The sequence below is a fragment of the Streptomyces sp. NPDC001401 genome (assembly GCF_042895385.1).
Classification (GTDB): Bacteria; Actinomycetota; Actinomycetes; order Streptomycetales; family Streptomycetaceae; genus Streptomyces.
This window is the reverse complement of record NZ_JBIAWI010000016.1, coordinates 252,771-264,009: the sequence shown is the minus strand read 5'-3', so window position 1 is coordinate 264,009 and position 11,239 is coordinate 252,771. Positions and strand designations below refer to the sequence as shown.

The following is an 11,239-nucleotide window of genomic DNA, read 5'->3' as shown; positions in this document are numbered from 1 at the left end:
GGGGGATCTTCCGCAGATCCCGATGCAGTCCAAACCGCATGACGTCAATCGCCAAAGCCGTCCTCACCCTGGAGCGGCAACGCTGAAGAAGCTCACTGATCCATATCCTCGTTGTCAGGCTGATCGAAGACGAAGGTGTAGGTCTGCATGTGTGAACTCCCTTGCTTTCGTCGGTGGTTGAGGCAGGAGGATGGGGGGAATCGGAGCGGCGATGTGGTCAGACGCGGGATGGGCGAATGCGACCCGCTTCCGTGTCGGGCCGTGAGGTCGTCGATGTCCAGCAGGGCGTCGAAGAACAGGCTCATGACGAATCGCGTCTACCGTGATCGCAGGCCACGGCCGGTCGTAGCCATGCGGTCATGCGGTCATGCGGTCATGCGGTCATGCGGTCATGCGGTCATGCGCGGTTGCCCGGAGGGACGGACAGTCAGTCCCCTCGGCGCAGGATCGCAAGGCAGGCCAGGCCCGTGGGCAGGGATTCGGACCGACGTCCATCAGCCGTTTAACGGGCCTGCTCTGCCGTTGAGTTGCCGGTCTTGGTGAAGCCGCCCGTCAGGGAACGTGCCATCGGACGGGCGCCGCAATGGGTCACCGCGTCCCGAGCAGCAGCGTGCGGTGGGCCTTTGACTTCAGGTCGTCATTCGTCCCCTCCAGCGATCGCTGGGCGCGCGCCAGGTCCTCGCTGAGGTTGCGGGGTACGACCCGCATCCGGTGGTCGAGGTAGTCGGTGATGGTCCTCTCGGCCGCATACGCGGTGCGTCCCAGCTTCCGGGCCTGGTCGCGGAACATCCCGTCCAGTTCGTTGTGTCGGTTCTGGGCGGAGGTCTTCTGCCGGTCGGTGGCGTCCTCGTCGACTGTCCACAGGTTGTCAATCAGCTTGTGGAAATCGTCGACCAGCAGGTCGGTGCGGACGAGATGGTTCTCCTCCGCCTCGAACGCCTTGGCGTAGTCGAGCGTCAGGCCGAGCGTACGGCGGGCCTCTTCCAGGCTCGACAGGCCGCCCTTCGTGTGCCGGATGCCCCAGCGGTGCGCGGCGTCCCGGGTCGCGAAGCGCTCGGTGTTGCCGCACTCGATCCGCCAGGGTGTGACAACGGACTCGGCCTGCGAGGTCCCAACGTGGGAGTTGATCGCGGCGAGGTACAGGACGATCTCGTCGTCCAAGCCACCGCGGTCGATCACGATCGAGTGCGGGATCCGCATGGTCACGAAGACTTTCCGGCCCCCGCGCAGGGCGCCGGCCGACTCCCAGACCGCGTCGTAGCGCTGCACCAGGTCATGAAGGAACTCGAAGACGCGCCGGTTCTGGAAGATCTCATACCGGCCGCCCACGGTGCCGAGGGCCTCTCCTGCGTCCGTGCGGACGGTGACGTAGTGGTCGGCGGTGTCGCGGATGCCGTCGTCCCACTCGTACAGTACGGGCCGCTTGCTGACCTCCCAGTCGATCCGGGCCAGCTTCAGCACCTCGTCGATGTCCGTGATCCCGCCGGGGATCACGGCGCCCAGGCCGTGCCAGGGCGGGGTGGTGGTGTAGAGGGCGGCCCCGCCGGTGGTGGTGTCCAGCCCGTGCTGGGCAAGGATCTGCTCCATCCGCCCCTCGGTGTTACGTCGCACCGTGAACGTCTCACCCTCGTCCCAGCCGGTGAGGACGCGGTAGCGGTCGCCTCCGATCGGTGCGATCTCGCCCCGGTCGATGCGCTCTTGGAACGCGCGCGCCTCCGAGCGCACGGCCTCGATCTGATCCGTCTTCTCCTGCGCGAACGCGGCGTTGACGTCAGTCGTCATGGTTCTACTCCTTGGTGATCTGCTTGAGGATGTGGTTGCCGAGGGCCACCTGAGCGGCCGCCGTCAGGGGGCTGCGGACAGGGAATGGCCCTCCCTTGAGGTGGATTTGGTCGAGCGTGGTTGCGGCGGGACTCGAACCCGCGACCTCAACGGCTTATAAGACCGGCGCTCTACCAACTGAGCTACGCAACCAGGTAGCACCTGCCGGAGTGAGAACCGACTCTCAACTCCGGAGGCGACTGTGGCCATGACTGGTCTTTCGGAGGGGCACTCAAATACGGCTCAGAAAAGCCCCCGCTTACCGATCTTCGCCAAATTCTCTTGACTGATTGGCGATGTGCAGCAGAGAGACTGTGCGTCAGGACGCGGAACGACGGCACAACGCATTCCTGCCGATCCTCGTCCGGAGCCGACTCCGTGCTGCCGCCCGTCCACAACTGCCAATAGGGTCGCTTCTGATGCTTGTTGAGGAGGTGGACCCGACCGGATTCGAACCGGCGACATTGTGCGTTTTTAAGACGCTTGCTCTGCCACTGAGCTACGGGCCCGGGTGTGATCTTCCGTGGCCGGCGTGCTCAACTACGAGGGCCGCGCGTGCCGGTACCCGCGATGCGTTCGGTGTGGACGACCCAGGTGACGGACTGCACCGTGCTGGGCAGTTCGCCGAGCCGCAGGGCGGCCTCGCGGTAGCAGTGCGCCAGCAACGCGTACCGACGGGCGCTTCCCAGGCCCCGGTCGCGTTGCCCGTACGTCTCGCCCACCGCGACATCGTGGGCGTGGCGGTCGATCACCACCGCATCGGGGTCGGACGGGTCGGCGATGCAGCGGAAGAACATCCCCGTCTTGCGCTCCATGGGCAGCACCTCCGAGGGGTCCGCGCCCGCCATGATCCTGGCGACCTTGGTCAGCGCGTCCTGGAAATGGCCGGAGGGCACGCCGGTTGCGTATGCCTGGCGGGCTAAACGACAGTTCTCCGACCAGGACTTGTTCGCGGACAGCGCGGCGATCACACCGGCGCCGGTACGTGAGTCGCCGTTGGTGATCAGCGATGCCAGGTCGTGGGCGGTGTGGTACCACGTGCGCCCGCACTGTAGTTGCTCCGGGGTGGCGGCCCGCCACGTGGCGATGATGTTGCGTACGTAGTGCTCGCGCGTCTCCTCCGACGCGTTGACGGAAATCATGACGTGCCTCCCTCCGGGGGGTATGTGAGATCGGGCGCCTCGTCGGCGCCGGTGGAACGTGAACGGCCATATCCCCTGGCGCCTTGGAGGGACCGGCGATGGCATGGCCTGCCGTGATGAACAGCCGTAGTCCGGTGAGCCCGAGCCGATTGGCCGAGGGCTGGAATACGGGAGCGGCAGCTACCGGGCGTTTGCGCGTTCGGGGCACTGGGCGTGCATCACCTGCCGACTGAGTGGGCGGAAACGCGACATGCTCCATTCCCGGCATGGAATCGGTGACTGCGTCGGCTCGATTCACGCTTCGGAGAGGTGATTTTTCGGGGCGCTGATGACCTTTCCTGGGACATTTCGCAGGCGCGCATTCCCTCTGCCCTCCTTGCGTGGCCCCTCACTCGGATACGGTTCCGGAGAGCCGCCAAGTACCGTTCTCGGGAGGTGATTTTTGACCTGATCCAGGCTCAGCTCTCTCCCGCCCGGAACCGGCAGGTGGAAGAGTGGGCAGGGTGCCGGTCAAATTCGTCGGGGTAACTCGCGGGGACAACTCCGTTGTCCGGCAGGGGCGCGGGCCCATTGGCCAGGAAGGCCCAAAGGTCCGCCAAACTGCGGATCTCGGCGAGCGGCACCATGGCCCCGCAAACTGGGCAGGGACCGAGAAGGGAGAACGGCTCGTCGTCGTAGAGCGGATCGGGGTAAGAGAAGGAATAGACCCGCTGCGGATCGTCCGGATCGCTCGCGTGCAGAGTGAGCGGTATCAGAGGCAGCGACAGGTAGTTCCAACTGTGGTTCGGCCGTACGTGAGCCGGATCGATGCCCAGCAGCGCGGCCAGGCGGATGGCGGCCCTGGCGATGTCGGCGGCGCGGTGATCAGAGATCAGCGGATGAGTGGAGTGTCTCCGCAGATACTCATAGGCGGATGCGGCGCGGTCAGCGATGCTCACGGCGGAGAACCTCCCGGTGGCTGGCAGAAGTGGTGAGGGTGTGCGCGACTGGCGGCTGCATGGCTCGCTGGTGGCTGTCTGCTCGTCGGAGCTGATGGCGCTGTACTCACGCGAGGTCGCCGACCGTTGCGCGCTCGGCCCGGCAACAGGCCGAGGCCCTCATGCCCAGGCTTGCGCCCTCAGCAGGGCGCCGGAGTGCGGTGAACGTCGGCGAGTTGCTGCTCATGACGGCCGGCACCGGAGCAAGATGGAAGATCGGGGCCGCTGCCCCGGCCATCAGGGGATGGCTCATGCCGCCTTGGCAAGGCTGCTGACCAGGCCTGTGGCTTCCTCGCCGTGGTCGGCGCGGGTTTCGTCGTACGAGCCGTACTGCTCCGGGGCGATGTCCTCACCGTCCTCGGCGCGGAATCGGGCAACGGCCGCTTCGTACCGTGTGATCAGGTCCCGGGCCTGCTCAATGGTCTTGTTCAGCGCGGCGAGCTGCGCTTCCGGTCGCAGGTCGTTCCAGTGGTAACCGGCGTCGGCGGGTGGGAGCCCTGCATGCGACTCGGACGCGCCCACGTGGACATCCAGAGTTTCGTTCTCCCGCATGTGCCAGGTCAGTGCCTGGATCCAGGCACCTTCGGTGGTGTGGTCACGCACCACGTAGGTGTAGGGCTTCTCCCCGTCGTACCGCTCGGGTCCGGCCACGGTGACAGTGAAGTCCCGGGGTTCCTCGGACCGTTCCTCCTGCGGCAGGTCGTACAGCGGCGCGTCAAAGCGCTCCGGCGTCAACGTGGGGAACACGGTCACCGTGATCACCCAGCCTCGGCAAACGGAAGGAGATTGCCCTCTTCCACAACAGGCTCGTTCACCGCGAGACAGACCTCGCTGCCACCAGTGATCGGCAGGTCGTCGAGCCACAGATCTTCGTTCTCGACGAGATACTCCGTCAGGGCTTCCGGGTCGTCGGCCAGGACAGTTGGGACTTCCACCGTGACCGGGAAGTCGTACGTCACCTCTTCGGTCACCGTCATCTCGACCCTGACCTTGGTTATCTCCCCTGTGTTCACGATCTCGTCCTCTCCTTCAGATCACGAGATGGGCCAGGGGCGCCGCCCGGCACGGCGACGCCCCTGGCATGGCCCCGCCCCCCTCCGGGTGGGGGGAGTTGCGGGAGTGCGGGAGTCTGTGTCGGTCAGCGCGTTGAGCGCGCTGCGTCGGGGGCCAGCGGAAGGCGGGTCAGACGCGGCTCACCGCGCGGAACACTTCCGCCCGCTGCTGCGGGGACCAGTCGCCGGTGAGCCTTGCAGAGGTCTCGGTGACGCTGCTGTCGCCCTCGTAGGGATGCTCGTACCGGCCGCTGAGCCAGGCGTGTTCGGGGACGGCCTCGCCGATGGGGTAGGCGGACGGCTCGGTCACCCCGGTCCGGTCGATTTTGTCGACGGCCCAGGCGATCACGTCGCCCTCCCACCATTCCGCGTCGGACTCGTCGTACGTCTCGCAGGTCGTGAACGGCCGCTCGATCGTGCGGGAATCACCGTCCATCCACACGCCGCCGTACCGGCCCCCGGCCGGGGTGACCCCGGCGCGGGTGCGGTAGCTCACGACGTGGCGGGTGATCTCGATCGTGTAGCTCATGATCAAGCCGCCTGCGCGACGCCGGACGCGGGACCGACGTCGTACGACGTGGCCCAGCCCTGACGGACGCTGTAGCTCTCGCTGTACTCCATCCGCACCGGCGCGAAGTCCACGCGAACAGGCCGCTTCGGCCGGTCGAGGCGCGAGATCCAGCCGCGACCATTCCGGCCCTCTCCGCCCACCGGGTAGCCGTCGGCGCGTGGCCAGTCCCAGCTTCCGGGCGCCTGAGCGGGCGCGAACGCGGGCTCACGCGGAGTGTCCTGCGGGAAGCTGCTGGGGGTCTTGTCCAGGGCGTACAGCAGGCCCTGATGGCTGCTCGTGGTAGGCGAGTAGCGCACCTGCGGCATGACGACCATGCCGTCGTCCAGCACCCACGCGATGGGGGTGCTGTAGCTGTAAACCTGATAGACCATGCGTCCGGCATCGGCGTCCGCCCGGTACCGGTCGGCCCACGGCTCCGGGAGCAGCCCTACGCAGTAGCTGCGCTCGTTGGTGGCCCGGAACGCGCCATGGGTGTTGAACGGCTCGCGTGCGGCCAGCGCCCTCCGCACCGACCACGATTGCGTGGCAAACTTGGGCATGGTCCTGTCCTCTCCAAAGACCGGGACTGTGAGGGCCACCGAGGCGCCAGGCACCGTGTCCGAGACTCGGGTGCCACGGGGCGGCATCCCCGCAGGCGACGCTTGGGGGCCCTCATCCATGGGTTGGGTAGCCAGAGCCGGCGGCCTCCGTCGGCCTGTCCGGCGACAACGACCGCCGAAACGCTGGCCCGAAGGGCGCCGGGTGCCCGTGAGCGGCGGGTGTGATCATTCGCCGCTGACCGCGTGGCACTCCTGCCCGCGGTAGCGGAACCGCCCGAGCACCCATGGCTGTGCGTCGTGCTGGCGGCGGGGGCGATACTCCACCGGCCGCCCCTCGTAAGGGGCGAGCGAGCAGACGATCGCAGCGCCCTCTCGCTGCGCTTTGAGCAGTCTGGCGGGGTAGCTCACGGCTCACGCACCCCTCGGGGGTACGGGCCCCCGGGCCAAGTTGTCCGGGTAGTCGGAGAACTGGCTTGCCACTGCCCCGAACGGCAGCTTCTCGGGAGTGCCGTCGGTGAACGTGATCTCGAATGTGCCCGCGTCCGGGTGGTCGCCGAAGTAGGCCATGCGGACGCGTCCCCACCGGTCTTGCCCGACGATGCGGACGACCTCGCCGAGGAGCAGTGGGATGTCCAGCGATGTGATCTCCTTGTTCATGATCAGTCCTCTCCACGCTGATCACGGTCCCGCCCGGCGTGGCGGGAGTCTCGGCCGCACGAGCGGGAAGGCGCACCCCGGCATGGGATGCGCCTTCCGTGGCCCGGCAGTTACAACGTGATCTCCGTTCCTGCGGCCAGGTCGAAGATCGCCAGTTGCTCTCGCTGCTTTCCGGCTAAGGTCGCGGTCTGCCGGTCTGGGATGATCTCAACCGGGTCGATGTAGATCACGCCGTCGGCCAGCCAGCCGCCTAATCCGGTGGCGTCCCTGTACCGGCCCGTGACGCTTCGGACCAGTTCCGCGAACGCGTCGAACGGCGCTGCGGCGGAAATGGTGTGCTGCGTCGGCGTGATGCTGACGGCGTAGCCGTCGGTGGGGACGTGGGCGCTGCCGTCCGGGCGGGTCGTGATTGTGAACCCGCCGTTCAGGAAGAGCGCGTCGTACAGGGAGGCCACGGCAGGCGTGGTCAGAGTGTCCATGACCAGTCCTCTCCAGCTGATCACGGTCCCGCCCGGCATGGCGGGAGTCCTGCGGGCTGCAAGACCAGAAGGGCGCGCCTCCCGGCATGGACGCGCGCCCTCCTTGGGCCAGCAGTCAGCTCGCCGCGTGCACGCCGAACATGGCGAGGACTCCGCCCCATTCGGCGTTCCCGTACTCATGGACCAGCCAGGCGACGACGGCGGCGGCAAACGCGCTCAACCACGTCACGGCGGTGTGCCCCACGGCCCGCAGAAGACGCTGCCGGTCGGCGTACCACTGGACATCGATCGCCACCGAGCAGCCGAACAGCTCGGGGTGGAACTCGCGGTGGATCCGGCCGAACTTCGGGTGTGACCGTGTGACGTGCACCCGGTGTCCATCGGTCGCGTGCTCGGTGATCTTCTCGAACCGCCATGCCTGGCCCTCGTTCGGGCCGGACACCATGTGAATCGTGGCGCCCGGCTCGACGGCGGACGCGGTTGCGTCGTGGATGAGCTGCATGATCTCTCTCCTCGATCATGTGCCTGAAACGGACGGGCGGCGGCACCCCATTTCAGAGATGCCGCACCCATGCCACGTGGCAGGCGGGCTCACCGGTGCGACGAGAACACGACCTGGCTGAGCGCACACAGGGTCATGGCGCACCAGCCGATCAGGCACCATGTCCGGTCGGACATCACGCGATGCCGAACTGAAGATCGGTGAGCAGGTCGCTCTTGTCGTTGCGGGCCGCCCAGCGGCGCATTCCGTCGGCCCGATGCGGGTGGAACGGCGCCCAGTGAGTCGGCCGCACGCGCAGGAACTCCCGGGCCTCGTGTTCCTCGACGGACATGATCACCTGAAGGAGGGCGGCGTACAGGTCCTCGTCGGTGCAGTCCTTGACCACCAGCGGGAATTCCGCGTACGTGGTGATCTCCTCCGGGTAGCCGGCCTGGGCCTGGTCCCGGTTGCTGTTGCGGGCCGGGTAGTCCACGTGGACGACGATGGTGCCCTCGAACCGCTTCGTGTGATCGCGGGCGGTGAACGTCCATCCCGGCTTGTAGATCACGTCATCGACTAACTCGATCGCGCTTGCGGTTTCCATGATCCCTCTCCAACGGGTCATGGGGTGCTCCGGCATGAGCACCCCAATCAGCGCACGTACGGGACGCGCGTTGAAGTGGAGCTCAGTCGGATGTGACGTCAACTCGGGGACTCCAGCGGGCGATCAGAGATCTCTGCCGACGGACCGCGCCATTTGCGGCCACACATGGCGACCGTGTTGGCGAACGGTCCCTGTGACAGGCCCCGTTGAGCACCACGGCGGCGGGCCGCAACCCGGGCTGCCTCACGGTGGTGGTCTGCTGGACGAAAGCCCCTCGGCCGTTGATCACGTCAGGAACTCTCGCGCGGGTCCCAATCGACGTCGTAGGACTCGCCGTTGCGTACGGCCGTGATCAGCCCGCGCACTAAGGGACTGTTCGGGTCGATCGCGTCCCCCATCGAACGGGCCATGATCCCTCTCCATTCGATCATGTGCGGGCACCCCCGCTGCGGAGAGCCCAGCGGGACGGCCGTGCGAGGCACGAGGCGCTCTCACATAAATACGTCGCCCAAAAAGGCCCGATTACCGATCGGGCGAGAATTTCCGCGAGTATTTCCGTATCCGTAGAATCGGTGACGGGGGGTTCGCGATCATTCACCCGGCGCCGTATTGCGCTCTCATCTAAATACGGGTCATGGAAGTCTCCGAATACCGATCTTGAGGGGGTTTATCGGAGATCTTTTAAGTGCGTCTTCGTGCGCTGGATTTGTATCCGGGCACACGTGCAGGCTACCCGGTCCACGAGGGAGACGCGCCCCGCAGCAGCGCCGGAAACCCGTCCAGAAAAGCAACGGGAAGCGACACGCGAGCGTGCCACCGTCCGGCAACCACCGGAACATGCTTTCACTCAAATACCGACCGCTGAACACCCAGAATACCGATCTTTGAGCATGCACGGCTGGAGCCCCCGAACTCATACGGTCGGAGGCTCCAGGGACGCTGGCCGCGCCTAGTTGTCTTTCTGCTGTCGCGTGCTGCGGTAGATCAGTTCATCCCGCACAGAATCAAGGGATGCGGACAGTTCTCGCCATTCCTTGACCCCTACATCCCTCGCGCGCTGCACTTTGGACGACGAATTGAGCGGACCGCCGTACAGCTCTTGCGCCGTTTTGCCAATGACACCGACACGACCAAGATCATCCGCGTTGCTCGCGTGACGGAGCATTCCCCGCAATGTCGGGAATTCGCTCCCGTCGCCCCACGCGGAACGGAAGATCGTTTCGCTGTTCCCCGACAGGTACGGGGTTACTGCGAGCGTGGACAGCTTGTCCGCGTGCGGGATCCCGCGTGTGATCTGCTTACCCGGGATGGCGTCGATTTCTTCGGGCTTGACGTCGAGCCTGTACCCGTTCCGCGCGGCAGAGTCCCTAACGGCCCAGTATTGGAGCGTCTTACGGGTGACGACGATCGTTTCGCCATCCCGCCGGATGTACTGCCATGCGGACGGTTCGCGAGTGTCGACCCAAACGGCCGAAACCTCGCACGTGGCGATGATCTCACGCAGCCGCTTTGCGAAGATCAAAACGGCGTCCTGCGTGACGTCGTCGCTTACGTCGTCTGTGCCGTACAGCGCACTCCCGTTACGGATGACACTTGCGCTTCCGTCCATGCGCTTGCGCGAACGCGTGGAATCGACGGTGCGGCAGTATCCGCGCGCGATCCTTTGCAGCTCCGTGAAATCGTCCGCCGTCACGCGCTTCATGTCTTCCGCTGCGACGTCCCCGGTCCGTCGAATCCCCGGGTTACCTGCGCCAGAGGCTTGATTGGTCACGATCGTCTCCGATCGTTCGCGACGCGTACCATAGTGTACTGCGTCTCGGTAATTCAATTATCTCGCGATTTTGGCTTATCACAAGAAGGCGTGTTGGCTTTTTCGAATTCTTTACAAAAGCCCGGCGATCACGCGCCACTTATCCAATGCCTGCCATGTCACAGCCTCACGGGAAGGGGAATCAATAAAGTGCCGAAATGGCGCCACATAAACAACACGAAAGAAGTCAGCGCGCTTAGAAATAGAGAAATAGTTCGTATCCCAAAGAACACCACACCCCCGAGCTGGGACCACTCGCTATCTCGGCCTGTCTGTTCAGGTCCCCACCAGGTACCGAGTTGCGTGCGGCACGCGCAGGAGCTAAGGCCTCTCTACCTGCAACAAGGCCGGCCAGATGGCTACCGCTCTAACAGGAAGTGGGATCGGAAGTCAGATTGGAAGTGAAATCGGAAGCCAGAGTGGCGACAGCAGTGAGTAACCGTGATCTTACGTGCGGCGACTGGGGGTGAGGGATTCATGGGTGGGCCTACACGAGAAGTGGTTTACCGCAGCCCCTGCGTGTCGTAGCGTGACGGAATCGCCGCGTCAGCTGCAGGGGGACGAGAGCCCATGCCCGACCGCACGAACCGAGGATCACGAGGTGGTGGCGAGGCCAACAAGGAGAGCCGCTTCAGCGGGGGTCTCTGGCGCCGAGGGAAAAGCCCCTCGAGCTCCATCCAACCGGGCAGCGATTGCTATTTGCAGCGCGCTCACGACCTCCGGCATCTACTGAGCGGTGAATGGGTGTGGGATGTCCTGGTGGCGCTCGTGGACGGACCGCTGCAGTACACGGTTCTGCTCGATGCCATCCGGTCGAGGCAAAGCGGCACTTGTTGGCCAGGTAGAAAGCACCACTACCTTCGAGATGGCACCCTGAATCGGACCCTTCGGCGCCTGGAGCAGGGTGAACTCGTCACGCACGACCGGGAGGCCGATTTCCCCTACCACTCGGCGTACGCGTTGACCCCTGCGGCGAAGGAGTTACTCGCGATGATGGTGCCATTAGTCGAGTGGGCGGAGTCGAACGCGGATCTCCTGGAACGTGTTCGGCAGCGGCGACATGCTGAGGAAGCTGATAACGGCTGAGCACAGGACCCGGGTTGTTC

14 protein-coding genes, 2 tRNA genes and 1 pseudogene are annotated in these 11,239 nt (G+C 65.5%); 2 read left to right on the top strand and 15 right to left on the bottom strand.

The features are described 5' to 3' along the window. Positions 1–86 (top strand): annotated as a pseudogene (locus ACFY10_RS40365) (IS5/IS1182 family transposase); the annotation flags it as partial. A gap of 6 nt (positions 87–92) precedes the next feature. Here ACFY10_RS40365 and ACFY10_RS40360 read toward each other — a convergent pair. The 15 genes from ACFY10_RS40360 to ACFY10_RS40290 all read right to left on the bottom strand — a co-directional run bounded on the left by ACFY10_RS40360 (position 93) and on the right by ACFY10_RS40290 (position 10,094). Further along, complete coding sequence (locus tag ACFY10_RS40360) at positions 93–305, bottom strand: hypothetical protein (protein ID WP_390670271.1); 213 nt, start codon at positions 303–305, stop codon at positions 93–95. A 283-nt stretch (positions 306–588) separates the two neighbouring features. Continuing rightward, positions 589–1,782, bottom strand: coding sequence for a DUF932 domain-containing protein (locus ACFY10_RS40355; protein WP_390670270.1), 1,194 nt, complete (start codon positions 1,780–1,782; stop codon positions 589–591). A gap of 117 nt (positions 1,783–1,899) precedes the next feature. Beyond that, positions 1,900–1,974, bottom strand: a tRNA-Ile gene (locus ACFY10_RS40350). 282 nt (positions 1,975–2,256) lie between these two features. Beyond that, positions 2,257–2,330, bottom strand: a tRNA-Leu gene (locus ACFY10_RS40345). A 27-nt stretch (positions 2,331–2,357) separates the two neighbouring features. Next, on the bottom strand, positions 2,358–2,963 hold the full coding sequence (locus tag ACFY10_RS40340; RefSeq protein WP_390670269.1) for a hypothetical protein: 606 nt from the start codon (positions 2,961–2,963) through the stop codon (positions 2,358–2,360). A gap of 458 nt (positions 2,964–3,421) precedes the next feature. Continuing rightward, a complete protein-coding gene (locus tag ACFY10_RS40335; RefSeq protein WP_390670268.1) occupies positions 3,422–3,901 on the bottom strand; it encodes a hypothetical protein in 480 nt (159 codons plus the stop codon). A 288-nt stretch (positions 3,902–4,189) separates the two neighbouring features. After that, the gene (locus tag ACFY10_RS40330; protein WP_390670267.1) at positions 4,190–4,693 is read right to left on the bottom strand and encodes a hypothetical protein; all 504 of its coding nucleotides are present in this window, start codon (positions 4,691–4,693) and stop codon (positions 4,190–4,192) included. Positions 4,694–4,698: 5 nt separating this feature from the next. Further along, the gene (locus tag ACFY10_RS40325; RefSeq protein WP_390670266.1) at positions 4,699–4,953 is read right to left on the bottom strand and encodes a hypothetical protein; all 255 of its coding nucleotides are present in this window, start codon (positions 4,951–4,953) and stop codon (positions 4,699–4,701) included. Positions 4,954–5,122: 169 nt separating this feature from the next. Continuing rightward, positions 5,123–5,521 carry a hypothetical protein gene (locus tag ACFY10_RS40320; protein ID WP_390670265.1) on the bottom strand — a complete coding sequence of 133 codons (399 nt, stop codon included), beginning with the start codon at positions 5,519–5,521 and terminating at the stop codon, positions 5,123–5,125. A 2-nt stretch (positions 5,522–5,523) separates the two neighbouring features. After that, a complete protein-coding gene (locus tag ACFY10_RS40315) occupies positions 5,524–6,102 on the bottom strand; it encodes a hypothetical protein (protein WP_390670263.1) in 579 nt (192 codons plus the stop codon). 411 nt (positions 6,103–6,513) lie between these two features. Then, positions 6,514–6,759: a hypothetical protein gene (locus ACFY10_RS40310; protein WP_390670262.1), complete on the bottom strand. Its 246-nt coding sequence runs from the start codon at positions 6,757–6,759 to the stop codon at positions 6,514–6,516. Positions 6,760–6,869: 110 nt separating this feature from the next. Further along, a complete protein-coding gene (locus tag ACFY10_RS40305; RefSeq protein WP_390670261.1) occupies positions 6,870–7,238 on the bottom strand; it encodes a hypothetical protein in 369 nt (122 codons plus the stop codon). A 115-nt stretch (positions 7,239–7,353) separates the two neighbouring features. After that, complete coding sequence (locus ACFY10_RS40300) at positions 7,354–7,740, bottom strand: hypothetical protein (RefSeq protein ID WP_390670260.1); 387 nt, start codon at positions 7,738–7,740, stop codon at positions 7,354–7,356. 175 nt (positions 7,741–7,915) lie between these two features. Next, positions 7,916–8,323, bottom strand: coding sequence for a hypothetical protein (locus ACFY10_RS40295; protein WP_390670259.1), 408 nt, complete (start codon positions 8,321–8,323; stop codon positions 7,916–7,918). A 949-nt stretch (positions 8,324–9,272) separates the two neighbouring features. Beyond that, positions 9,273–10,094, bottom strand: coding sequence for a hypothetical protein (locus ACFY10_RS40290; RefSeq protein ID WP_390670258.1), 822 nt, complete (start codon positions 10,092–10,094; stop codon positions 9,273–9,275). A 609-nt stretch (positions 10,095–10,703) separates the two neighbouring features. On the opposite strand from ACFY10_RS40290, the gene ACFY10_RS40285 reads away from it, so the two are divergent. After that, positions 10,704–11,219, top strand: a complete 516-nt coding sequence (locus ACFY10_RS40285; protein WP_390670257.1) for a winged helix-turn-helix transcriptional regulator — start codon at positions 10,704–10,706, stop codon at positions 11,217–11,219. Positions 11,220–11,239: the final 20 nt, after the last annotated feature.

Bases quoted from the DNA above. Each gene is read 5' to 3' on its own strand.
- ACFY10_RS40360 (WP_390670271.1), bottom strand. From the start codon at position 305: ATGAGCCTGTTCTTCGACGCCCTGCTGGACATCGACGACCTCACGGCC.
- ACFY10_RS40355 (WP_390670270.1), bottom strand. From the start codon at position 1,782: ATGACGACTGACGTCAACGCCGCGTTCGCGCAGGAGAAGACGGATCAG.
- ACFY10_RS40340 (WP_390670269.1), bottom strand. From the start codon at position 2,963: ATGATTTCCGTCAACGCGTCGGAGGAGACGCGCGAGCACTACGTACGC.
- ACFY10_RS40320 (WP_390670265.1), bottom strand. From the start codon at position 5,521: ATGAGCTACACGATCGAGATCACCCGCCACGTCGTGAGCTACCGCACC.
- ACFY10_RS40315 (WP_390670263.1), bottom strand. From the start codon at position 6,102: ATGCCCAAGTTTGCCACGCAATCGTGGTCGGTGCGGAGGGCGCTGGCC.
- ACFY10_RS40310 (WP_390670262.1), bottom strand. From the start codon at position 6,759: ATGAACAAGGAGATCACATCGCTGGACATCCCACTGCTCCTCGGCGAG.
- ACFY10_RS40305 (WP_390670261.1), bottom strand. From the start codon at position 7,238: ATGGACACTCTGACCACGCCTGCCGTGGCCTCCCTGTACGACGCGCTC.
- ACFY10_RS40300 (WP_390670260.1), bottom strand. From the start codon at position 7,740: ATGCAGCTCATCCACGACGCAACCGCGTCCGCCGTCGAGCCGGGCGCC.
- ACFY10_RS40295 (WP_390670259.1), bottom strand. From the start codon at position 8,323: ATGGAAACCGCAAGCGCGATCGAGTTAGTCGATGACGTGATCTACAAG.
- ACFY10_RS40285 (WP_390670257.1), top strand. From the start codon at position 10,704: ATGCCCGACCGCACGAACCGAGGATCACGAGGTGGTGGCGAGGCCAAC.